The following is a 22,920-nucleotide window of genomic DNA, read 5'->3' on the forward strand; positions in this document are numbered from 1 at the left end:
CTGGTTCCCACGCCGCCAGCCCTTACGAATTCCATGCCGCGCGGTGTGGCAAAGTCACCCGTTTAATCCAGAGAAATGCCCCTTAAGTGAAGACCTTAAGCCCGCTGCCCCCCGCCCGAATCAAGCCGCTAAGCCATTCCGCCCTGCCGGCCGGACGCCGCGCCGAAGCCTTCGATCATCGCCTCAGTACCGGTCAGGGCCGACAATTGCGCCCGAATATCCAGCAATCTGGCCAGATTGACCTCGCTGGCCTCCGCCACCAAGGCCATCTCCGCGGAGTGCAATTCGCTATGTAGCGCCCGCGTCTTACGATGCAAGGCCAAGGCTTGTTTCAAAGCCTCTTCGGCGTCGATGTCTGCCGTCTCGGGCGCGACAATCCATAGCGCAGCATGGGCGCTTGCGTCGAGCCGCCGCAAAAAGGCTTCGAACCCGGCGGAAACGAGGCCCTCCCGGAAGGCCGCAGGCATCACCTGCCCGTGCGCCCAGAGATCGAGCATCTTGCCACGCAGGGCAGCGGCTTGGGGATCGCCAAGTTCAAGCTCTCCCAAAGCCTCGCCGTGACCGTCGATAAGCGCCGGATGATTGATGAATATCAATAAGATAAAAGATTCGCGCGGGGTCAGGTCCGGGGCTTTCGGGCGCAGGATGGGCGAGCGCGCGAGGCCAGGGCCGACCGACGGCGGCAAAGAGGCATAGCCCTGCGGCTCCTCCAACCCGAAACGGCCGCGGGGTTGCCAGGGCCGGGCCGGGCGTCCCCGCGTAGCTGAGCGGGGCGAGAATGTCCCCTCGCCGCGTGGCGCCGGCGCGAACAATGTCGCGAGCCGGACGCGGAAGTCCGCCTGATAATGCCGCCGCAAAATCTCGTCACGGATTTCGCCGCATAGCGCCTGCAAGCGGCGCTCCAGCGCGGCACGGCGTTCCGGCGTCGCCAGCACATCCGCCTCGGTTTCGCGCTGCCAGATAAGATCCACAAGCGGCAGCGCCGCACCGATGACGTCTGCCACCGCCGCCGGACCACCGGCGCGAGCAAGATCGTCCGGGTCTTGTCCCTCCGGCAGCAAAGCGAAACGCAGCGAGCGGCCGCCGCCGATCAGCGGCAGGGCGAGATCGATGGCGCGGAAGGCTGCCTTGCGTCCGGCGCGGTCGCCGTCGAAGCACAGGATCGGCTCCTCCGCCATTTTCCAGAGCAATTCGCACTGGTCGGCGGTGAGCGCCGTGCCGAGGGGTGCGACGGTCTGCGGAAAGCCCGCCGCCGACATGGCGATGACATCGACATAGCCCTCGACGGCGATGACATTGCCCTTGTCATGCGCCGCCTTGCGGGCGCGATGATGGTTGTAGAGCACCGCGCCTTTGTGGAAGAGCGGCGTTTCTGGCGAATTGAGATATTTCGCCTGTACGTCCTTGCTGAGCGCGCGGCCGCCGAAGGCGATGGTGCGGCCGCTGCGATCCGCGATGGGAAACATGACGCGGTCGCGGAAACGGTCATACGGCACGGCAATATCGTCGCCGTGGACGAGCAGCCCGGCGGCGATCATCTGTTCGGCGGCAATGCCCTTGCTGGCCAGATGATCGCGCAGCGCGAATTTCTCCGGCCCCGCATAGCCGAGGCGAAATTCGCTTTGCAGAACCGGCGTGAGGCCCCGGCGCGCCAGATAGTCCCGCGCGTGGGCGCCGCCACGGCCATTGAGTTCAGCGGCGAAATAGGCGGCTGCGGCGTCGAGCACGTCATAAAGGCTGGCGCGCTGCTTCTCCTGCGCCTCGGCTTCGGGCGTCGCGCGCGGGAGAGCCACACCCGCCTCCTGCGCCAGACGCTCGACCGCCTCGGGGAAGGAAAGCCCCTCGGTCTCCATCAGGAAATCGAAAATATTGCCGTTCTTGCCCGCCGAAAGGTCGAACCAGGCCATCTTCTGGTCGTTGACGTAGAAGGACGGCGTCCGCTCGGCATTGAAAGGCGAGAGGCCGCGCCATTCGCGCCCGGCCTTGGTCAGCTTCACCCGGCGGCGCACGACCTCGGAGACAGGCACGCGGGCCTTCAATTCGTCGAGGAAGGTGGCTGAGAATCGCATCGACGCCTTCAGGTTTGGCTCCCCGCACTATAGATAAGAGCCGCGGCGCGGATAAATCTTTTCCTCGCTATTCACAGCGCCGGACCGCCGGCGGCAACGATTCGGGAAGCGATGGACATCAAGGCGCGGTTTTTGGAGATGAAGCGGCAGGGCCGGCCGATCGCCGTGCTGACCGCCTATGATTATCCCACGGCCAAGGCCGAGGCAGCAGCCGGCGTCGATCTCATTCTCGTCGGCGACAGCGTCGGCACCAATGTGCTCGGCTATGCCAGCGAGCAGGAAGTGCAGCTCTCCGATATCGCGCACCACGTCCGCGCCGTGCGCCGCGGCGCGCCGCAAGCCCCCATTCTGGCCGATCTGCCCTACCGCACCTATGAGACGCCGGAAATGGCCGTCGCCAATGCGCGGCAATTGCGTGAGGCAGGCGCCGACATGGTGAAATTCGAGGGCGCGCGGCCCGAGATCGCCGCCGCCCTGATTGCGGCCGGCATTCCCGTCTGCGGCCACCTTGGCCTCGAACCGCAGACCCATCTCGACAAGAAATTGCGCGGCCGTTCCGCCGTGGAGGCGGCGCAATTGGTCGAGGCTGCGGTCGCGCTCGACCGAACCGGCATTTCCCTGCTCGTGCTGGAGTTGATTCCCGAAGAGGTTGCGGCCCGCCTCACGCGGGCAATTGCGGCGCCCAGCATTGGCATCGGCGCCGGCCGCTATACCGACGGGCAGGTGCTCGTCATCACCGATCTGCTCGGCCTGACAAGCGCCAACTTCCGCCACAACCGCCGCTATGCCGAACTCGGCCCGCTGATCGGCACGGCCATCGCCGGTTATGTCCGCGATGTGCACCAGCGCGCCTTCCCCACCGAGGCCAATGCCTTCGCCATGCCGAAGGAGGCGTTGCTCAGCTTCGAGAGCGGCGGCAGCTAGGCTCTTCCGTAGGCTCTTGCGCCGCGCGCAAAAACCCGCGTAAGCCTGTTGCAGCTTGCGGGTTGGGAAAGCGCGCGGGGAATGGACCTCATCTACAAGATCGTGCCGAAAGACCTCTGGGAGGAAGCCGAGGCGAGAGGCGTCTTCGCCGGCGCGCCCGTGGATGTGGCTGACGGCTTCATCCATCTTTCGACCGCGGCGCAGGTCCGCGGCACGGCAGCCCGCCATTTCGCCGGCGAGGACGGACTCCTGCTCGTCGGCGTCGATCCGCAGCGTCTGGGCGCGGCCCTGCGCTATGAGCCGTCGCGCGGCGGTGCGCTGTTTCCGCACCTTTACGCCGCGTTGAATCTCGATGCGGTCGTCTCGGTGACGGCGCTGCCGCTCGGCCCCGACGGCCTGCATCACTTCGATCCGAGCTTCCCGTGACTGCCTATCGCTTCTTCACCAGCCTCGCACATCCGGTGGCGCTGCGTCTGCCGCCAGAGACGGCGCACCGGCTGACAGTCAGAACGCTGTCGATCCTGCCGCCGCCGCATCCGGACGCCGACGATCCGCGGCTTGCCGTGAATGTCCTCGGACTCGACTTTCCCAATCCGCTCGGCCTCGCGGCGGGTTTCGACAAAAATGGCGAAGCCGTCGATGCCGTCCTGCGACTCGGCTTCGGCTTCACCGAGGTCGGCACGGTGACGCCGCATCCGCAGCCGGGCAATCCGCGCCCGCGCCTCTTCCGCCTGCGGCACGACCGCGCCGTCATCAACCGCTACGGCTTCAACAGCGCGGGCAGCGCGATGGTCCATCGCCGGCTCGCCGCGCGGACAGCCACGCAGGGCCTCGTCGCCGTCAATATCGGCGCCAACAAGAATTCCGAGGATCGCATTGGCGATTATGTAGCGGGCATCGCGACTTTCGCCGATGTCGCGGACATCTTCGTCGTCAACATTTCCTCGCCGAATACGCCCGGCCTGCGCGATCTGCAGCGCCGGCAAGACTTGAACGATCTCCTTGAAGCCGTCCTCGCCGCCCGCGACGCCGCGCCCCGGCGCGTGCCGCTCGTCGTCAAGATCGCCCCCGATCTCACGCTCGATGAACTCGACAGCATCATCGAGGTCTGCCAGGCCCGCAGGATTGACGGCCTGGCGATTTCCAACACGACGCTCTCGCGACCGGAAAACCTCGTCGATCATGAGATCGCCAAACAGCATGGCGGCCTTTCCGGCCGGCCGCTGTTCCACCTCTCGACCTGGCTGCTGGCGCAGGCTTATCTACGGGCCGAAGGCGCGTTTGCGCTGATCGGCATCGGCGGGATCGAGGATGCGGCGACCGCATTCGCCAAGATCGAGGCGGGCGCCGACCTGATCGAACTTTATTCGGCTCTCGTCTACAAGGGCGCCGGGCTTGTCGCAAACATCAAGGACGGGCTTGTCCAACATCTGAACGCGGCCGGGTTCGACCGCCTCGCCGCTGCGCGCGGCCGCACGGCGACGGACTGGGCGGCGGGAAAGATCACCACCGCCGATATTCAGTTCAGAAAGCTCGTCTAGCGCAGCGGACATTCGTACCGAATGTCACGGCGCGGTTATGTCCCTTTAATCGCATCGGATTTTGTCCGAAAACCGCTGCGCACTTTTCGGTCCGATGCTTTAACGCCGCGAGACAAGCCGCGAAATGAACCAGAGCGGCACGACAATGACCGCCCCGGCGAGCAGATAGTCCGCAACCTGGCGGACCGCGTCGAAGCCGAGCGCCCAGATCCGATGCGCGAAGCGCACCAAAGTCTCGAAGATGTCGTAGGGCCGGATATCGAGCCACATCAACAGTGCGCCGACGATCAGCGACAGGAAGAACAGCCGCCAGAAGACGCTGAGCGGCGAGCCACCCAAAAACCGCGTCAAGGATGTAGCCGACGGCGATTCCCGGGGTGTAGCGCCGGCTTCGACGGGCGCCCAGACGTTCGCCTGCGGTGCATTGCCCAGCGGCGGCGCTTTGATGTCCTCGACCATGTAAGTGAGCCTCTCAAGAGAGCGTTCCGGAAAGTTGCGTGTTTTTCCGATCCCGAACACGGCCCGGATATAGGTGCGCCCGCGCGCCGTCCAAGTGCGCCCCGTCACAGGCGGTTGCATCGTACGTCGCAAGGCCGTTTGCGCATGTTCCCCAATGATTGCGATGCCATTATGATGCGCCGCGCGACGGATTCGCTGCGATCGAGAGTTGCCTGTGACGCAAAAGGACGGTTCGGACGCCTATTCGGCACGCGCCTCGATCGACGCCGGCTTCAGCTTCGCGCTGGCGGCCTTCGCCATCGGGCTCGGCCTGCTTGGCGTTCTCGCCCGCGTCGGCCTGCCCGGCGCGATGCTGCACTTTTGCGTCTGGGCGATCATCTTCGCCGGCCTTGCGGTCATCGCCGTGCGGCTGCGGACAATGCGACCGGGAGAATTCTACGCCGGCGGCCGCAATCTGCCGCCGGTCTATGCCGCGCTCGCCTATGCGGGCCTCGCGGCCGGCTTGTTCCTGGCCTTTCTGCCGCCGCTGCTGCCCGGCGTCGGCTTTACCTCGCTGGCGGCGGGTTTCGCGGGCGGCCTCACCTGCGCGCTGTGTGTGACAGGGCCCTATCTGCGCCGCAGCGCCGCCTTCTCCATTGCCGACCTCGTCGGCACGCGCTTTCCGCATCCGCTGGTGCGCTGCGCGATCGCGGTAATCGCCGCTGGCTGCGCTGTTTTCGTTGCGCTCGCGGGCTTCGACATCGCGCTGCGCGCCTTCATCGCGACGACCGGCATCGGCCACAGTCTCGGCATCGCCATTGTCGGCGTCCTGCTCGTTCTGCTGATCGTTCCGGGCGGCCTCTCCGGCGTCATCTGGCTCGCGGCCGGCGCGATGATCGTGAGCCTGACGGCGCTCGGCCTGCCCGCGGCACTCAACATCTTCCATGAGTCGCCGCTCTGGCTGAGCGGCACCGCACGCTTCGCCGAAATATCGGGCGCCAGCGCCGCACCGGCGTTCAGTCCGACCATCACCCTCGCGCTGGCGCTCGGCCTTGCCGTGCTAACGCCACTGTTCGGCCCGTCGGTGGCGAGCGGCGGACGCATCCCCGCCTTGCGCGCCGGACCACTCGCAGTTTTTTTCCTGGGCGCGCTGGCGCTGCTTTCGGTTCTGACCTTGACGCGCGCGACCCACGCGCTCGATTCCGCATTGGTCGGCCAGGAGCCGGCCAAACTGCCGGCGCAACTTCTCGTCGCAAGCCGCGCGCAGGATATCTCGCTCTGCGGCATCGCGAGCGATGATGTGCGCGCCATCGCCAGCGCCTGCGCGGGCCAGCCGGGTTTTGCACGAACCCTGCGTCCGCAGGACATCGGCACGAGCGCGGCCTATCTGCTCGAGAACCTGCCGAATCTCACGCACCTCGGCGCCGTGCTCGCGGGCCTCGCCTCGGTCTTCGCGATGACGCTGGGCATCGCCGTCGCGGCAGCCGGAATCCAATCCTTCACAACCAGCCTCGGGCACGACATCTATCATCCCGACCGCCGGCGCTTCGGGCCGGTAAGCCGCAGGCTCGCGGTCGCGCGGGCGCTAACCATCCTGCTGATCGTCCTCTGCGCCGCCTTTCTCGAACATCGCCACGCCGATCCGCGCAACCTTATTCTGCTCGCCACGATCTTTTCGGCGAGCCTCGTCGCGCCGGTCCTGGCACTAACCTTGATAAAGCGCGTCACCGCCTTCGACGCCGCCGCCGCGCTCGCCGTCGCCATCGCGCTGATGGCGCATTTCTTCTTCACCCATAGGCAGGGCTGGCCGGTCGTCGCGCTCGCCGGAAATGCGATCTTCGCCGCGCTCGATGCGGCCTTTGCCGGATTTTTCGCGAGCCTTCTGCATGGCCGCGCGGTAGCTCCGGCCGGGCCGGCTCTGCCGCCGCCGGGCCAATTGGTCGGGCCGGATTGAAGCATCAGACCGAAAAGTGCAGAGCAATTTTCGGACAAATCCGATGCGGCTGAAGATTATTTTTCGCTCGCGAGTAGGTTCGCCTGATGCTCGGTGATGAGCGCATCGATGATCTCATCGAGCGCCTCTCCGGTCATGACCTTGTCAAGCTTGTAGAGCGTGAGATTGATGCGGTGATCCGTGACGCGCCCTTGCGGGAAATTATAGGTGCGGATGCGCTCGGAGCGATCGCCTGAGCCGACCTGCGCGCGCCGGTCCGCCGCGCGCTCGGCATCGAGCTTCTGGCGCTGCGTATCGTAAAGACGCGCGCGCAGCAGCGCCATCGCCCGCGCACGATTTTTATGCTGGGAACGCTCGTCCTGCACGAACACAATCGTATTGGTCGGCAGATGGGTGATGCGGATAGCCGATTCCGTCTTGTTGACGTGCTGGCCGCCGGCGCCCTGCGCGCGCATCGTATCGATCTTGAGGTCCGCCTCGTTGATGTCGATATCGACGTCTTGCGCCTCGGGCAGAACCGCCACCGTCGCCGCCGATGTATGCACACGGCCTTGCGTCTCCGTATCCGGCACGCGCTGGACGCGGTGCACGCCGGATTCGAACTTCAGCCGCGCAAAGACCCCGCGCCCTTCGATCTCGGCAATGATCTCCTTGAAGCCACCGAGCGCGCCGTCGCTCGCCGAAAGCACTTCGACGCGCCAGCCATGCGCTTCGGCATAGCGCTGATACATGCGGAACAGATCGCCGGCGAACAGCGCCGCCTCGTCGCCGCCGGTGCCGGCGCGGATTTCGAGGATGGCGCTTTTCTCGTCGGCAGCGTCCTTCGGCAGCAGTGCGACGCGCAATTCCTGTTCGAGCGCCGCAAGCCGCACGCGGGCCTCGGCGCGTTCGCTCTCGGCAAGGCCGCGCATTTCGGCATCGAGCCTGGGATCCTCCAGAAGCGATTCGATACCGGCGATTTCCTGCGTCTCGCCGCGATAGGCGCGGATCGCCGCGACGACGTCGTCGAGTTCGGACAATTCGCGCGACAGAGCAACGAAGGTCGCCGAATCCGGGCCAGTAGCCAGCCGGTCGGAAATTTCGGCGTGGCGGCGCAGGATGAGATCGAGCTTTTCTCGCGGCAGCATGGCTGTTTAAGAGCTTATCACGGCGGCCCCGTCAATGCCGTGGGGCGGCAGCGCTAAACCGGGATAGCGTTGTCCGCGGCAAATTTCTGCACGGCGTCGCGGATCGACTTGGCGCCATCCTTGGCGTCGATCAGTCCATTGACCAGTTTTTTCAGCGCCGAGACATCGGCCGAAAGCAGCGCCGCCTTGACCGGGCCGATCGAGGACGGGGACATCGACAATTTGTGGAAGCCGATCGCCAGCAGCGCCAGGGCCTCCAGCGGCTGGCCGCCCATCTCGCCGCAGAGGGTGACGGGCGTATTGTGGCGCGCCGCCGTCTCGACGATCGAGCGCAGCGCCCGCAGCAACGGCGCCGAGAGGGAATCGAACCGGCTGGAGACGTGCTTGTTCTCACGGTCGGCGGCAAACATATACTGGATGAGATCGTTGGTGCCGACGGAGAGAAAATCGGCCCGCTCGGAGATCTCATCGAGCTGCCACAGCAGCGCCGGGACTTCGACCATGGCGCCGAGCTGCAGGTCGCGCGGCACGCCATAGCCATGCCGTTTGAGGTAGGCGATCTCGCGCATCGCCAGATCCTTCGCGCGCACGAATTCATCGACGATGGCAACCATCGGGAACATGATGCGCACGTCGCGGCCCGCTCCCGCGCGCAGCAGCGCCCGCAACTGCATGCGCAGCAGGGCCGGGCGATCAAGCGAAATGCGGATGGCACGCCAGCCGAGCGCGGGATTCTCCTCCTCCGTCTGAGTCATGTAGGGGAGCACCTTGTCGGAGCCGATGTCGAGCGTGCGGAACGTGATCGGCTTGCCCGGCACCGCCGCGAAGGCGGAGGTATAGAAATCGTATTGCTGTTGAATGCGCGGGAATTGCGAGACGATCATGAACTGCAATTCGGTGCGGAACAGGCCGATCGACGTCGCGCCCGTCTCCTCCGCATGGCGCAGATCAACCAGCAGGCCGGCGTTCATATGCAGCTCGAACGGCACGCCATCCCGGGTCACGCAGGGAACATCGCGCAGCTTGTGATATTGCTCCTGCCGGCGGGCACGCAGGCGCGCCTTTTCGGCATAGGCATTCTCGACATCCGGCGGCGGGCGCACCTGCACGTCGCCGGTCGAACCATCAATGATGACGGCATCGCCCGGCTCGACGAAGGCGAGAATGTTCGCCACCTCGCCGACCGTCGCAATACCAAGCGCGCGCGCGACAATGGCGACATGGCTCGAGAGGCCGGCATCCTCCAGCACGATGCCGCGCACCTTCGTGCGATCGTAGTCGAGCAGCGCCGCCGGCCCCATCGTACGCGCGACGATGATCGCATTGTCCGGCAGTTCCGCCTGCGAGACGACGAAGTCGCGGCCGGCAAGCTGATAGAGCAGCCGGTTGGCGAGGTCGTCGAGATCGTGCAGGCGTTCGCGCAGATAAGGATCAGTCTGGCGTTGCAGCCGCGCACGGGCATCACTCTGCACCCGCTCGACCGCCGCCTCCGCCGTCAGACCCGTCGCGACAGCTTCGCGCAGACGCCGGATCCAGCCGCGGTCATAGGCGAACATACGGAAGGCTTCGAGCACTTCGCGGTGCTCGCCATGGCCGAGATCGCCGCGCTCGATCAGTTTGTCGATCGATTCGCGCACGCCGCCAATGGCGGTTTCAAGCCGATCGGTCTCCGCCTTCACGTCCTCCGCGACGAGCTGTTTCACCGTGATGCGCGGCTCGTGCAGCACGACATAGCCGAGGCCGACACCCTCGGCGATCGGCACGCCCTTGAGCGCCACCGGCCGGTTGAGCGCGATTTCGGTATCGAGCAGGCCGATCGACTGCAATTCGCCGGAAGCGACCATTTCGGCGAGCAGCATCGCCGTCGTCTGCAGCGCCTCCATCTCCTCTTCGAGATAGACGCGGCGGGCGCGGTTCTGCACGACAAGAACGCCGAGCGTATTGCCGCCGCGCAGGACCGGCACGCCGAGGAAGGATGAATAAATTTCCTCGCCCGTCTCGGGCCGGTAGGAGAACGAGGGATGATGCTGGGCATCGGCGAGCGCCAGCGGCTCGGCCGATTCGGCGATCAGGCCGACAAGGCCCTCGCCCTTGCGCATTGTCGTAAGATGGACGGCCTCGCGGTTCAGGCCTTCGGTTGCGAAAAGTTCAAGCCGCCCGTCGGCGCGCAGAACATAGACCGAGCAGACTTCGGCGACCATGTTCGCGGCGATGAGGACGACGATCTTATCCAGCCGATCCTGCGGGCTGATCTGCTCGGCCATGACCTCGCGCAGCCGCCGCAGCAACTGACGCGGACCGCCCGGCGCTGCCGCACGTGCGGACTTGTCTTTTTCCGGCCCGGAGGCCTCGGATTCAAAGGTCGGCACAAAGCATCATCCACTGAGGGATCTGAGATTTTCAATTCCGGAAAAAGGCCCACCGCACGTTTCTCCGGCGATGGCATGACGGCGATCGAAAAGGGCCCAGACGAACCCCGCCGCAGCAGAACCAATGCCGACGAAACGTGAGAGATACCCTATAGCGAATGCAAAGATCAGACCGCAAGCATCAATCGCGTGACGTTTCGCAAGATGCCGGAATTTAGACCTGATCCAAACCGTAAAGCGTATGTAGCGTGCGCACGGCAAGCTCAGTATAGGCAGCGTCAATTAATATGGAAAATTTGATCTCTGATGTCGTGATTGCGCGAATATTGATGCCTTTTTCCGACAAAGCCTTGAAGGCCAGCGCCGCGACGCCGGCATGGCTACGCATCCCGATACCAATCGCCGAGACCTTGGCCACATCGACGGCGCCCTGCAACGCAGCATAACCGACCGTCGCCTTCGCCTTTTCCAGAATGGCGAGGGCGCGCTCGTAATCATTGGCCCCGACAGTGAACGTGATGTCCGTCGTCACCGTATCGTCGGAGGCAACCTGAACGATCATGTCGACATTGACGTGCGCTTCAGCGAGCGGCATGAAGATCGCCGCGGCGACCCCTGGGCGATCCGCGACGCGGCGCAAGGTGATCTGCGCTTCGTTGCGTGAAAAAGCGATGCCGGTAACGACCTGCTGTTCCACGATATCCTCCTCATCGCAAATCAAAGTGCCGGGCCGCGGATCGGCGGGATCGTCGAAGGACGAGCGTACATATGTCCTGACGCGCTTCATCATTGCCAGTTCGACCGAGCGCACCTGCATCACCTTGGCCCCGAGCGAGGCCATTTCCAGAATTTCCTCGAAGGCGATGCGATCCAGCCGGCGCGCCTTCGGCACGACGCGCGGATCGGTCGTATAGATTCCATCGACGTCGGTATAGATGTCGCAGCGCTCGGCCTTGATCGCCGCCGCGATAGCCACGGCGCTGGTGTCCGAGCCGCCGCGCCCGAGCGTGGTGATCCGCCCCGTCGCCGCATGAAGGCCCTGAAAACCGGCGACGACCGCCACCTCCCCGGCGAGAAATCCGGCAAGGATATGCTCGCCCTTGACCTGCGCGATGCGCGCCGCGCTGGCGGCCTCGCTGGTCAGGATCGGCACCTGCCAGCCTTGCCAGGAGCGCGCCGGGATGCCCATATCCTGAAGAACGATGGCCAGCAGCCCGGCCGTTACCTGCTCGCCAGTCGCGACGACGGCATCATATTCGCGCGAATCGTAATTACGGGAGGCGTCCTTGCAGAGCGCGACCAGTTCATCGGTCTTGCCGGCCATGGCTGAGACGACAACGGCCACTTCGTTGCCGGCCGCGACCTCGCGCTGCACATGGCGCGCGACATTGCGGATGCGGTCAATGTCTGCGACGGAAGTCCCGCCGAATTTCATCACGAGGCGGGCCATCGGGTCCGGCAGCGCTTTCTTGTTTCGGTCTCTGGAATGGCTTACCGCGGTGGCAGGAACGCGCATCGCGGCGATGCGGCGCGTATACATCACGACCTTGACTGACAGTCAATTCAGCGGCCGGGATGCGGGGCGGGAGGGTTAAGATGCCAGGGCTAGAGGAGCCGCAGGTCGGCGCCAGCGTCGATCCCGAGGAGGTCGCGCGCTTCGACCGGTTGGCCGCGACCTGGTGGGACACCCAGGGACCGATGAAGCCGCTGCACCGATTCAACCCCGTCCGCGTCGATTATCTCAAAGAGCTTCTGGCCGCGCGCCCGCGTGGCGACAGCCGCCCGACCGGACAGCCGGACCGGCCGCTGGAGGGACTCGAAATCCTCGATATCGGCTGCGGCGCCGGCATTTTGAGCGAGGCACTGGCAAAGCTCGGCGCCGAAGTGACCGGCATCGACCCGGCGCCGACCAATATCGCCGTGGCGCGCCTGCATGCCGGGGAAGCGGGCCTCACAATCGACTATCGCCAGACCACGGCGGAGGCGCTCGCCGAAGAAAAGCGCCGCTATGACGTGGTGCTTGCTATGGAGGTCGTCGAGCATGTGCGCGACGTCAAAGCCTTCATCGCGACGGCCGCGTCGCTGGTGCGGCCGGGCGGCGTTCTCGTCGCGGCGACGATCAACCGAACGCTGAAGAGCTATGCGCTGGCGATCGTTGGCGCCGAATATGTCCTGCGCTGGCTGCCGCGCGGCACGCATGATTGGGAGCATTTCGTCACGCCGCGCGAATTGCGGCTGGCGCTGCGGGCCGGTAGCTTGAAAATCCTCGAGGAGACCGGCGTGACCTATAGCCCGCTGACCGGCACGTGGCGGCGCAGCCGCGACCTCGACGTGAATTACATGATCGCCGCCGAGCGCAGGGCCTGAAGGCCCAAGGCGTAATCGCGCTTTGCTTCGGCCGCCGCGAGAACGCGCTCCATCACCTCGGCCCAATCGCCGCGCGTTCGCTGCCGGAACAGCCGCATCGTCGGATACCAGGGCGAATCCTTGCGGTCGAGCAGCCAGCGCCAATCCGGAACTTTCTTCAGCAGCAAGAAGGTCGGACGGCCCAGCGCACCGGCCAGATGCGCGACCGACGTATCGCAGGCAATCACGAGATCGAGCGCCTGCATCACCGCCGCCGTATCGACGAAGGCGTCCGGACCCGCGTCGAAGTCGGTCCCCAGCGTCTCGATCTTGAGCTCTGCCGCCGCGAGCTCATCCAGCCCATCGTGCTTCTGCAGGCTGATGAAGCGGACGTCCCGCGCCCCGGCCAGCGCGGCGAAAGCCGCCAGCGGCACCGATCGCGCCGGATCGGCCTTCGGATTGGGATTGCCGTGCCAGCAAAGGCCGACCTTGAAGGTGGAAGGATCGCCCGAGTTCGCCAGGCGCTCGGCCCATTTGGCGGCGAGCGCGGGCTCGGGAGCGAGGTAAGGCGTCCGCGCCGGAACGTTGGCAAGCCCTGTCTTCAATGCGCGCGGCAGACTGGAGAGGGCAACCTGACTGTCGAAGCGTTCGTGCGGGCCAAGATCGTCGACGCATCGCACCTGCGGCATCAGCCCGCGCAGCAGACGGATCATCTTGCTGCGGCAGAAAAAAGTGACATCGATACCGGCCTTGGCCAGCAGCGGTAGATAGCGGCAGAACTGTAACGTGTCGCCAAGGCCCTGCTCGTCGAAGACGATGAGCTTTTCGCCCGGATGCGACGTCCCCTGCCATTGCGGAATGGGGAATTTCAGCGCGTTCTGGGGCGTCGTGCCGCAAGCCCAGCGATATTCGTACCCGTCCCAGCCGTTGCGGAAATCGCCGCGCAGCAATTGCAGCGCACCCTTGTTGTTACGCGCATGGGCGTTGTCCGGCGCGAGCGCGAGCGCGGCGTCGAAAGCAACGTCCGCCGCATCGAAGGCACTCGTTTCCTTGAGCGCCACGCCGCGCCCGACGAGCGCCGCCGGATAGTCCGGCCGCAGCGCCAGCGCGCGATCGAAGGATGCGAGCGCCGCCTCCGGCCCCGCCGTTTTCGTCAGCGCCGTGCCGCGATTGAACCAGGCTTCGGGAAAATCCGGCCGCGTCGCCAGCGCCTGATCGAAGACCGCGACCGCACCGGGAAGATCGCCAAGCTCGATCAGCACGACGCCGAGATTGTTGAGAAGCTCGGGATGGCCGGGGAAGCGCGTGAGCGCTTCGACATAGGCCGCGCGCGCGGCCTCATGGCGTTCCAGCCTGCTGAGGATGTTGGCGCGATCGAGCAGCGCCTCATAATAATCCGGCTTGAGACGGAGCGCTTCCTCAAGAAATTTCAGCGCGCCATCGGAATTGCCGCTCTCGGAAAGGATGATCGCTCCGGCGCGCAAAGCCTCGGGATAGGCGGGCTGCAATCGCAGGGCGTGATCGAAGGCGGCGATAGCCGCGCCGCTGCGGCCGAGAGCCCGCAGAACAAGACCGTGATTGTAATAGGCCGCCGGGTCCGCAAGCCCAAGTTTTTCCGCCTCATCGAAGGCCGCCGCGGCTTCCTCGAAGCGGCCGAGCATTTGCAGCACGCGCGCCAGCCGCACGATCGCGTCGAGGAAATCGGGCCGCAAGGCGCGCGCTTGCGCGAACCACGGCACTGCGGCCGCCCAGGCTTCCGCCCCGAGATGAATGAGGCCGGCAAGCTGACAGCGCTCCGGGCTGCCGATATTCGCCGGATCGAGGCCCGCCAGCGGCGCGAGCGCCTCATCCTTGCGGCCCTGCCGCAACCGGTCCGCGGCCTCGTTCAGCGCGGCGTCGAGATCGAGGCCCAAGCCGAGGCGCGGCGCCGGGCCGCGTTTCGCGGGGATTGCATCGTGGGCGAATGACATGAGGCGGCTCCGCCTTACGAAACCGGCACTCTCCGCAATAGGGCTTGTGCGGGACTTACGCGCGACCCGGAGCGCACGATTTATTCAGGTCTTCTTAGTTCAGGTCTTCCGGCACGAGCGGCAACGGCAGGATGGCAATGCCCTCCTCGTGCAAGGCTTTGGCCTCCTCGAGCGTCGCCTCGCCGCGAATCGCTCGCTCCTCGCCCGAGCCTTCGGCGATCCGCCGCGCCTCCTCGGGAAAGCGGGCGCCGACATCTTCGGTCACGCCCATCACATACTGGCGCAGAGCGCGCAGTCCGGCGATTTGACGGGCGCGAAGCTCGGCGGCGTCAGCGGGTGCGTCGATACTTTCGCCATGTTTGACCGCCGGCGCCATGATCGCCTTGCCGACCACGGACGAGCCGCAAATCGGACAAGCGATCTGATCCTGCGCAGCCTGCGCGTCATAACTCGCAGCGCTGGGAAACCAGGAATCGAATTCGTGGCCGTTGGCGCATTTCAGGGCATATTTGATCATCGCGCCGCGTCAACCAAAGCCGTCTCAAGCCCGCCCCGCGCATCGAGATCATAGAGATCGTCACAGCCCCCGATAGGCGTCTTGCCGAAGAAAATCTGCGGCACCGTATAGCGGCCGCCGGCGCGGGCCGTCATGGTCGCGCGCGCTTCCGCATCGCCATCGACGGAAATTTCCGTGAATTCAAGGCCGCGCTCGCGGAGCAGCGCCTTGGCCCGCCGGCAATAGGGGCAGGAAGCAGTTGTGTAGATGACGATATCGACCGGCTGCGGCATTGAATCAACCTCTTGGGATTGCTGAGTATATGGTGTCTCAGGCGGCGCCGACAACTCTGGCGAAGACCAGCACGTCGACGCGCGCCGCTCCCGCCCGAAGCAGGACGCGGGCCGCGGCATTGAGCGTCGCGCCGGAGGTGAGCACATCGTCGATGAGCACGATCTTGCGACCTGCAACCGCTGCCGCCTCCGGCACGGCGAAGGCGCCCTGCACGTTTTCGGCGCGCCGGGCGCGGCTGAGGCCGACCTGCGGCCGTGTCGGCTTGATCCGCTTCAAGGCAAAAGGGTCCGCCGTCTTTCCACTCAAGTGGGCAACGACTTGCGCCAGCGCATGGGCCTGATTGAACTGCCGCCACATCAGCCGGTGCCGATGCAGCGGCACCGGCACGAGCAGATCGGCCTCCGCCAGAAGCTCCGCTCCGGCGCGCGCCATCCAGCGGCCGAGCGGTTTCGCCAGCTCCATCCGGTCGCCGTATTTCAGCCGGTGAACCAGGTCGCGCACCGGGCCATCCTCGAAGCGCGCGACGGCGCGGGCGCGGTGATAGACGGGCGGATTGGCGATCGCTTCCGGCGATTGCAGGCCGGGCACGCCGAGATCATACGCGAAGGGCGTGCCAAGCCGCTCGCAATAAGGTTTCTCGATGAAGCCGATGCCGCGCCAGCAGGCGGGGCAAAGCGCGCCATGCGCCGCCACCGCCGTGCGGCAGACGAGACAGGACGGAGGGAAGACCACGTCGAGCGCGGCACTGGCCAATGCCCCGCCATGCTTCCAAGCATGCGTCGCCCATTCGCGCAGCAAGGGCGTCGCCGGGCCGGTCGCGGAGGAGACGTCGGTCATGACACCAGCATAGGTCAGGTTTTCCGGAGTACTAGAAGTTTTCACGACGAGATCGCGCGCCTGAGGTAAAAGGCGCATGTGGCACAGAACAGTTTTCTCATCTTCGACCGCGCCTTGCAGCGCCGCCGCCTCGCCCGCGCGCTGGCGGCGGGGCCCGCCGATTTTCTGCTCGCGCGGGCAACGGACGAGATTCTGGAACGCCTCAGCGCGGTCACACGGCGCTTTTCCGCCATCGTCGACATCGGCACGCCGCTGCCGCTGCTGGCCCAAGCCCTCGCCGCCGCCTATCCCGCCGCGCGGATCACGCGGCTCGCGCCACTTGTGCAGACGGCGGGGACGGACCGCCTTGTCGGCGATGCCGAGCTTTTGCCCTTCGCGCCGAATACGTTCGATCTCGCCGTCTCGGCGCTGGCGCTGCAGGACGTCAACGATCTGCCCGGCGCGCTCGCGCAAATCCGCCGTGCGCTGAAGCCGGACGGACTGTTTCTCGGCTGCCTCGTCGGCGGCGCGAGCCTGCGCGAATTGCGCGCCGCGCTGGCCGAAGCCGAGAGCGAAATCGCGGGCGGCGTCTCGCCCCGCATCGCGCCCTTCGCCGATCTGCGCGACATGGGCGGCTTGCTACAACGCGCCGGCTTCGCCCTGCCCGTCACCGATGTCGAAACGCTGACTGTACGTTATTCGCATCTCTTCGCGCTGCTCGCCGATCTGCGGGCGATGGGCGCGACCAATGCGCTTGTCGAGCGGCTGCGCCGGCCGGCACGGCGGGCGCTGTTTCTGCGCGCGGCAGAGATTTACGCGCGCGACAATGCCGATGCCGATGCCGATGGGCGGCTGCGCGCGACCTTTGAGATCGTCTTCCTCTCCGGCTGGGCGCCGCACGAGAGTCAGCAGAAGCCGCTGAAGCCGGGCAGCGGAAAAATCTCGCTCGCAGAGGTTTTGCGTCGGACTTAGTGTCCGACAAGCTCCCAGGTGACGCGCACCTGCGAATCGTAGCTCAGCGTGCCGGGCTCGATCGGCACAGCCGCATCGGAAGCGAATGTCGCGGTCTTAGCGAAGACGCGCGGGCGATAGCCGCCCTCATCATTCGGCGCAATTTCGAGCACTCGGCCGAGGCTCACGCCCGCCGCCGGCAGATAGGCCTTGGCGGCACGCAAGGCGTCGCGGAACGCGGCATCATAGAGTTTGGCGTTAAGCTCATCCTCGCGGCTGTAGCCGAAGCTGATGCCCTGAAATTCGTTCGCCCCCTTGTCGATCAGGCTGGCGGCCAGCGCGCCGGCCTTGTCGATCGCCCGCACGCGGATCGTCAGGCTGTTGCGCGCCTGATAGCCGCGCAGCTTTTGCGTCGTGCCGCGCCCGACGGCGTCGGAAATAGTGTCGTAGACCGGATTCAGCGACACCTCGCTGGTCTGCACGTCCTTCGGGTCGATCCCCTGCGTCTTGACCGCATCGATCACGGCCTGCGCCGCCTCGGCATTCGCGGCAGCGGCGGCAGCCGCTTTCGGCCGCTCGGTCACGACCGCAAGCGAAAGCACCGCATAATCCGGCGCGACCTCGGTATGCGCATGGCCGACGACGACGATATGCGGCACCGAATCGACGAGCGCCGCCTGCGCCGAGGCGGCGCCCGGCAGCGACAGGGCGAAGAGGAGCGCGAGGGCGGGAGGGGCAAAAGCCATGGATTCAAGTCCTTCGCAGGGCGAGGTGGAGAAATCTGTCGGCGGATGCTACATGACAGCGATGAATTTAACGGCCGACCTCCTCCCATCTTCCGCGCCGGTGCGGCGAGATGATGACGCCACGCTCACGCCGCCCCGGGTCTCGCTGGCCGGGGCGACGCGCGCCGAGCTGGCCGAGACCCTGCGGGCTCATGGCGTGCCGGAACGCGAGGTCAAGATGCGCGTCGCGCAGCTCTGGCACTGGATTTACTTCCAGGGCGCGAGCAGCTTCGACGCCATGCTGAACATCGGCAAGGGCCTGCGCAGCGCACTCGCGGCGCACGAGAACCTGGCACGCCCGCAGGTCGTCACCGAACAGGTGTCGCAGGACGGCACGCGCAAATGGCTGCTGCGTCTCGCCCCGGTCGATGCCAACGATAAGGGCGCTGAAGTCGAGTGCGTCTACATTCCGGAGAGCGATCGCGGCACGCTCTGCATTTCGAGCCAGGTCGGCTGTACGCTCACCTGCCGCTTCTGCCATACCGGAACGCAAAAGCTCGTCCGCAACCTCTCGTCGCGGGAAATCGTCGCGCAGATCATCGTCGCGCGCGAGCGGCTCGGCGATTTCGCCGGCCTGACGCCGCCGACCGATGGCCTGCTGCCGCAGGACGCGGCGCGGCCGATCACCAATATCGTCTTTATGGGCATGGGCGAGCCGCTCTATAATTTCGACAATGTGCGCGATGCCGTCGGCGTGCTCTCCGACGGCGACGGGCTTTCCGTCTCGAAGCGGCGGATCACCGTCTCGACCGCCGGCGTCGTGCCGCAAATCGAACGGCTCGGTCTGGAGGCGGGTCCCATGCTGGCGATCTCGCTGCACGCGGTGCGCGACGATCTGCGCGACGTGCTGGTGCCGCTCAACAAAAAATATCCGATCAAGGACTTGCTCGCCGCCTGCCGCGCCTATCCGTGCGCCTCGAACGCGCGCCGCATCACCTTCGAATATGTAATGCTGAAAGGCGTCAACGATTCGCCCGCCGAGGCGCGCGAACTGGTGCGCCTGCTCAAGGGCATTCCGGCAAAGATCAACCTCATCCCGTTCAACCCCTGGCCGGGCACGCAATATGAATGCTCGGACTGGGAGAAGATCGAAGCTTTTTCCGAAATCGTCTTCAACGCCGGCTACGCAAGCCCGGTACGCACGCCACGGGGCCGCGACATCCTCGCCGCCTGCGGCCAGTTGAAGAGCGAGACGGAGAAGCTGCGCGCAAGGGCGCGTCTGGCAACGGAAACGGACTAGTTCAGGCGGCCTTGCGCAGGCCCCAAATCGCGAGCAGCGCCAGCACCGCCGAAATCAAAGCGTTCCAACCGGCGAGCGAGAGGCCGAGGATGCGGATCGCCACCGCATCGCAACGCACGACTTTCTGCGTCTGCAATTGATGCAAAAAGTCCTGTACCGAATTCGCCTTGGTCAGCGTGCTGCCGGTGCAGGCGGTCGGCCCCGGCCAGAAGCGCCATTCGACGCCCGCGTGATAGATGCCAAAACCCGCGCTGAACGCGAAGATCAGAAACAGCAGGACAAAGCCGACGCGCGTCAAGCCGCGCGACTGATTCACCGCGAAGGCGAATGCCACGGCGGCGACCGGAACGCCCACGTAATAGGGGATGCGCTCTTTCAGGCAGAGTTCGCAGGGCGCGTAGCCGAAAGCCTGGAAGATCCAGGCGCCGCCAATCGTCGCGGCGGCGATCAGGAGGATCAGGCCCGCAACGTGCGCGGCCTGCACATTTCGAAAATCCGTCGCGGTCACTTTCCCCTCACGCCAGATGCGCGGCGATGACAAAGCCGAGAATTACGGCGGCAGCAAGAAGCAGCAGAAAATAGCCGAAGTATTTCTCCAGCAGTCCGTTGATCGGCGCGCCATAGCGATTGAGCAAGGCGGCTTCCAGAAAGAAGCGCGCACCGCGGGTGATGAGCGAGAGCAGAATAAAAAGCGGCAGGCTATAGGCGAGAAGACCGCTGGTGATCGTCACGATCTTGAACGGGATCGGCGTCATGCCCTTGATGAGGATGAAGGCCCAGCCCCAGTGCGCATAGAGCGCGCGTACTTCCTCGACCCGCGACCCGTAGCCGTAAAGATGGATGAGCCATTTGCCGAGCGTCTCATAAAGCAGCGCGCCGATGGCATAGCCGAGGATGCCCCCGGCCACGGAGGCGAGCGTTGCCACCAAGGCGTAGAAGAAGGCGCGCTTCGGACGTGCCAGCACCATCGGCACCAGGATCGTGTCCGGGGGGATGGGAAAGAACGAACTTTCAGCGAAAGCGATTGCCGCCAGCGCCCAGGTGGCATGGGGGCTGTTGGCAAGCGAAAGCGTCCATCGATAAAGTCTGTTGAACATCGGCCCTACGAAAATTGGCTTGGTCGTAGCAGGAGTCCCGTGGCGCCAATATGACCCGCTCGGGTTAACCCGCCCCTTCGATTTCCTCGCGCAGAATTTCGAGCGCCAGCCACTCTTCCTCGGCCTTGGCAAGCTCGGCCGTCGCATTGGCGAGGGCCTCAGTCGCGCTGGTGAATTTCGCCCGGTCGCTGCGGTAAAGTTCGGCATCCGCCAGCACGGCCTTATGCCGCGCCGCATCAGTGCGCAGTTTTTCCATCCGCGCCGGCATGGTTTCCAGCGCGTGCTTTTCCTTGAAGGACAACTTGCGTTTGCTCTTGGGCGGCGCGCCCGTGTGTCCCTTGGGGTCGGCCCTTCCCCGCGCCGACTTCAGCACCGGGGCGGCGCCGAGACCGCGGCCGCGCTGACCCACCATGTCGGAATAGCCGCCTGCATATTCCGTCCAGCGGCCGTCACCCTCGGCGACAAGCACCGAGGAGGCGACACGGTCGAGAAAATCGCGATCATGGCTGACGAGAATCACGGTGCCTTTGTAATCGGTCAGCAATTCCTGCAGCAGGTCGAGCGTTTCGAGATCGAGATCGTTGGTCGGCTCGTCGAGCACCAGCAGATTGGTCGGCTGCGCAAGAGCGCGCGCCAGCATCAGCCGGCCGCGCTCACCGCCGGATAGGCGGCCGATCGGCGTGCCTGCCTGCTCCGGGCCAAAGAGAAAGTCGCGCATATAGCCGATGACATGTTTGCGCGCGCCCGCGACCTCGACAAAATCGCTGCCGCCGCCGGTCAGGGCGTCCTTCAGGCTCGTCTTCGGATCGAGCGAGGTGCGGTTCTGGTCGAGGCTCGCCATGGCGAGGCCAGCGCCCTGCTTCACCTCGCCCGTATCCGGCGCGAGCACGCCGGTGAGAAGGTTGATGAGCGTCGTCTTGCCCGCGCCATTGGCGCCGACGAGGCCGAGCCGGTCGCCGCGCAGAATCCGCACCGAGAAATCCCGGACGATGGGCCGGGTGTCATAGGCTTTGGCGATGTCGCGCGTCTCGATGACCAGCGCGGGCGTGGCGCCGGTTTCGCTGGCGGCGAATTTCACCTGGCCAACCGCGCGTTGGTGCTCGCGATGCGCCTTGCGCAAGCCCTGAAGATCGCCGAGCCGCTTCTGGTTTCGCTTGCGCCGGGCGGTGACGCCGTAGCGCAGCCAGTCTTCCTCGGCCGCGATCTTGCGCGCGAGCTTATGCTGTTTCAGTTCCTCTTCTTCGAGCATCTGATCGCGCCAGGCCTCGAATTCGGCGAAGCCACGGTCGCGGTTGAAGGTGATGCCACGATCGAGCCAGACGGTTTTCCGCGTCAGATTGTGCAGGAAGCGCCTGTCGTGGCTGATGAGCACGAGGGCCGAACGCAGCGAGGCGAGCTTGGCCTCCAGCCATTCGATGGCCGGCAGATCGAGGTGATTGGTCGGCTCATCGAGGAGCAGAATATCGGGCTCGGGCGCGAGAACCCGCGCCAGCGCCACGCGCCGCGCTTGGCCGCCCGACAGCAGCGCCGGGTTCTCGTCACCGCTCAGGCCAAGCTCATTCAGCAGGGCACGGCCGACGTACAGGCCATCGACCGGGTTCAGACCCTCGACGACATAATCCAGCGCCGTGGCGAAGCCGGAAAAGTCCGGCTCCTGCGGCAGATAGCGCAGGCTGGCATCGGGCTGGAGAAAGCGGCGCCCGCTGTCCGCCTCGATCAGCCCGGCGGCGATCTTGAGAAGGGTCGATTTGCCCGAGCCGTTGCGGCCGACAAGGCAGAGCCGCTCGCCGGCGCCGACCGTAAGCTCGGCCTCGGTCAAAAGCGGCGTGCTGCCAAAGCTGAGACGAATGGATTGGAGGGTGAGGAGCGGAGCGGCCATGAACGCGATTTAATCTTTCAACTGTCCGTGAAAGCCGGGCGGCGGCGTAACCTTTTGCCGGCTGGGCCCGTATCTCCTAACGAATGGCGGCAAGAAGCGCGAGGGCCGCCCGAGACTCGAGGACGCAAAATGCTGACCCGCAGAGGTTTTTCCATCGCCGCAGCAGGGGTCGCCGCTCTCGGCTTCACCCGTCTGGCCCACGGACAGGCCGCCAAAGCCGCGCCGAGCTACGAAGTCACCCATACCGACGCGGAATGGCGCCAGCTTTTGACGCCCGATCAATACGGGGTGCTGCGCCAGAAAGACACCGAGCGCGCCTTCACCAGCCCGCTGCTGAACGAGCATCGCGCCGGCGTTTTTGCCTGCGCCGGCTGTAACTTGCCGGCCTTCTCGTCGAAAACCAAGTTCGACAGCGGCACCGGCTGGCCGAGTTTCTGGGCGCCGCTGCCCAATGCGGTGAACGAGGCTGAGGACAATTCCTTCGGCATGGTGCGCACGGAGATTTCGTGCCGGCGCTGCGGCGGCCATCTGGGCCATGTCTTCGATGACGGGCCGAAGCCGACCGGCCTGCGCTATTGCATGAACGGCGTCGCGCTGAAGTTCATTCCCGACAAAGCCGCCTGA

21 protein-coding genes are annotated in these 22,920 nt (G+C 65.5%); 8 read left to right on the forward strand and 13 right to left on the reverse strand.

Annotated features, from left to right (window positions below; all coding sequences use genetic code 11):
- Window positions 1-128 precede the first annotated feature (128 nt).
- Window positions 129-2,069, reverse strand: coding sequence for a DNA primase (gene dnaG, locus CWB41_RS03575; RefSeq protein ID WP_115837252.1), 1,941 nt, complete (start codon window positions 2,067-2,069; stop codon window positions 129-131).
- A 111-nt stretch (window positions 2,070-2,180) separates the two neighbouring features.
- On the opposite strand from dnaG, the gene panB reads away from it, so the two are divergent.
- The 3 genes from panB to CWB41_RS03590 all read left to right on the forward strand — a co-directional run bounded on the left by panB (window position 2,181) and on the right by CWB41_RS03590 (window position 4,534).
- Window positions 2,181-2,993: a 3-methyl-2-oxobutanoate hydroxymethyltransferase gene (gene panB / locus CWB41_RS03580; protein ID WP_115837251.1), complete on the forward strand. Its 813-nt coding sequence runs from the start codon at window positions 2,181-2,183 to the stop codon at window positions 2,991-2,993.
- An 81-nt stretch (window positions 2,994-3,074) separates the two neighbouring features.
- On the forward strand, window positions 3,075-3,419 hold the full coding sequence (locus CWB41_RS03585; protein ID WP_115837250.1) for a DUF952 domain-containing protein: 345 nt from the start codon (window positions 3,075-3,077) through the stop codon (window positions 3,417-3,419).
- Window positions 3,416-4,534, forward strand: a complete 1,119-nt coding sequence (locus CWB41_RS03590) for a quinone-dependent dihydroorotate dehydrogenase (RefSeq protein ID WP_115837249.1) — start codon at window positions 3,416-3,418, stop codon at window positions 4,532-4,534. The genes CWB41_RS03585 and CWB41_RS03590 overlap by 4 nt, the downstream gene beginning before the upstream one ends.
- A gap of 99 nt (window positions 4,535-4,633) precedes the next feature.
- Here CWB41_RS03590 and CWB41_RS16310 read toward each other — a convergent pair whose 3' ends face one another.
- A complete protein-coding gene (locus CWB41_RS16310; RefSeq protein WP_245441063.1) occupies window positions 4,634-5,101 on the reverse strand; it encodes a DUF6460 domain-containing protein in 468 nt (155 codons plus the stop codon).
- Window positions 5,102-5,207: 106 nt separating this feature from the next.
- Here CWB41_RS16310 and CWB41_RS03600 point away from each other — a divergent pair, with 106 nt between their 5' ends.
- Window positions 5,208-6,926: an SLC5/6 family protein gene (locus tag CWB41_RS03600; RefSeq protein WP_115837248.1), complete on the forward strand. Its 1,719-nt coding sequence runs from the start codon at window positions 5,208-5,210 to the stop codon at window positions 6,924-6,926.
- 56 nt (window positions 6,927-6,982) lie between these two features.
- Here the strand turns inward: CWB41_RS03600 and prfA are convergent, their stop codons facing one another.
- From prfA to CWB41_RS03615, 3 genes are all read right to left on the reverse strand, one after another.
- Window positions 6,983-8,053 (reverse strand): peptide chain release factor 1, encoded by a 1,071-nt coding sequence (gene prfA, locus CWB41_RS03605; protein ID WP_115837247.1) that lies wholly within the window; start codon window positions 8,051-8,053, stop codon window positions 6,983-6,985.
- Between the two features lie 53 nt (window positions 8,054-8,106).
- Complete coding sequence (gene ptsP / locus CWB41_RS03610; protein ID WP_115837407.1) at window positions 8,107-10,317, reverse strand: phosphoenolpyruvate--protein phosphotransferase; 2,211 nt, start codon at window positions 10,315-10,317, stop codon at window positions 8,107-8,109.
- 319 nt (window positions 10,318-10,636) lie between these two features.
- Window positions 10,637-11,872: an aspartate kinase gene (locus tag CWB41_RS03615; protein WP_115837406.1), complete on the reverse strand. Its 1,236-nt coding sequence runs from the start codon at window positions 11,870-11,872 to the stop codon at window positions 10,637-10,639.
- 146 nt (window positions 11,873-12,018) lie between these two features.
- Between CWB41_RS03615 and ubiG the strand changes: the two genes are divergently transcribed.
- Window positions 12,019-12,789, forward strand: coding sequence for a bifunctional 2-polyprenyl-6-hydroxyphenol methylase/3-demethylubiquinol 3-O-methyltransferase UbiG (ubiG, locus tag CWB41_RS03620; protein WP_115837246.1), 771 nt, complete (start codon window positions 12,019-12,021; stop codon window positions 12,787-12,789).
- Here ubiG and CWB41_RS03625 read toward each other — a convergent pair.
- The 4 genes from CWB41_RS03625 to CWB41_RS03640 form a co-directional block, all read right to left on the reverse strand.
- Window positions 12,759-14,738 (reverse strand): tetratricopeptide repeat protein, encoded by a 1,980-nt coding sequence (locus CWB41_RS03625; protein WP_115837245.1) that lies wholly within the window; start codon window positions 14,736-14,738, stop codon window positions 12,759-12,761. The genes ubiG and CWB41_RS03625 overlap by 31 nt on opposite strands.
- Window positions 14,739-14,832: 94 nt before the next feature.
- Window positions 14,833-15,255 (reverse strand): DUF1178 family protein, encoded by a 423-nt coding sequence (locus CWB41_RS03630; RefSeq protein ID WP_115837244.1) that lies wholly within the window; start codon window positions 15,253-15,255, stop codon window positions 14,833-14,835.
- Complete coding sequence (gene grxC, locus CWB41_RS03635) at window positions 15,252-15,527, reverse strand: glutaredoxin 3 (RefSeq protein WP_115837243.1); 276 nt, start codon at window positions 15,525-15,527, stop codon at window positions 15,252-15,254. Before grxC ends, CWB41_RS03630 begins: the two co-directional genes overlap by 4 nt.
- 37 nt (window positions 15,528-15,564) lie before the next feature.
- Window positions 15,565-16,365 carry a ComF family protein gene (locus tag CWB41_RS03640; RefSeq protein WP_115837242.1) on the reverse strand — a complete coding sequence of 267 codons (801 nt, stop codon included), beginning with the start codon at window positions 16,363-16,365 and terminating at the stop codon, window positions 15,565-15,567.
- A gap of 78 nt (window positions 16,366-16,443) precedes the next feature.
- On the opposite strand from CWB41_RS03640, the gene CWB41_RS03645 reads away from it, so the two are divergent.
- Window positions 16,444-17,316, forward strand: a complete 873-nt coding sequence (locus CWB41_RS03645) for a methyltransferase domain-containing protein (RefSeq protein WP_115837241.1) — start codon at window positions 16,444-16,446, stop codon at window positions 17,314-17,316.
- Here the strand turns inward: CWB41_RS03645 and CWB41_RS03650 are convergent.
- Complete coding sequence (locus CWB41_RS03650; RefSeq protein ID WP_115837240.1) at window positions 17,313-18,041, reverse strand: SIMPL domain-containing protein; 729 nt, start codon at window positions 18,039-18,041, stop codon at window positions 17,313-17,315. The genes CWB41_RS03645 and CWB41_RS03650 overlap by 4 nt on opposite strands.
- On the opposite strand from CWB41_RS03650, the gene rlmN reads away from it, so the two are divergent.
- Entirely contained in the window at window positions 18,040-19,320 is a 1,281-nt protein-coding gene (gene rlmN / locus CWB41_RS03655) for a dual-specificity RNA methyltransferase RlmN (protein ID WP_245411321.1), read from the forward strand. The genes CWB41_RS03650 and rlmN overlap by 2 nt on opposite strands.
- Window position 19,321: 1 nt before the next feature.
- On the opposite strand, the gene CWB41_RS03660 is transcribed toward rlmN, so the two are convergent.
- From CWB41_RS03660 to CWB41_RS03670, 3 genes are all read right to left on the reverse strand, one after another.
- Window positions 19,322-19,828, reverse strand: coding sequence for a disulfide bond formation protein B (locus CWB41_RS03660; RefSeq protein ID WP_245411320.1), 507 nt, complete (start codon window positions 19,826-19,828; stop codon window positions 19,322-19,324).
- A gap of 7 nt (window positions 19,829-19,835) precedes the next feature.
- Entirely contained in the window at window positions 19,836-20,417 is a 582-nt protein-coding gene (locus tag CWB41_RS03665) for a YqaA family protein (RefSeq protein ID WP_115837238.1), read from the reverse strand.
- A 64-nt stretch (window positions 20,418-20,481) separates the two neighbouring features.
- On the reverse strand, window positions 20,482-22,296 hold the full coding sequence (locus CWB41_RS03670) for an ABC-F family ATP-binding cassette domain-containing protein (protein WP_115837237.1): 1,815 nt from the start codon (window positions 22,294-22,296) through the stop codon (window positions 20,482-20,484).
- 129 nt (window positions 22,297-22,425) lie between these two features.
- On the opposite strand from CWB41_RS03670, the gene msrB reads away from it, so the two are divergent.
- The gene (gene msrB / locus CWB41_RS03675) at window positions 22,426-22,920 is read left to right on the forward strand and encodes a peptide-methionine (R)-S-oxide reductase MsrB (RefSeq protein WP_115837236.1); all 495 of its coding nucleotides are present in this window, start codon (window positions 22,426-22,428) and stop codon (window positions 22,918-22,920) included.

The organism is Methylovirgula ligni (genome assembly GCF_004135935.1).
Taxonomy (GTDB): domain Bacteria; phylum Pseudomonadota; class Alphaproteobacteria; order Rhizobiales; family Beijerinckiaceae; genus Methylovirgula; species Methylovirgula ligni.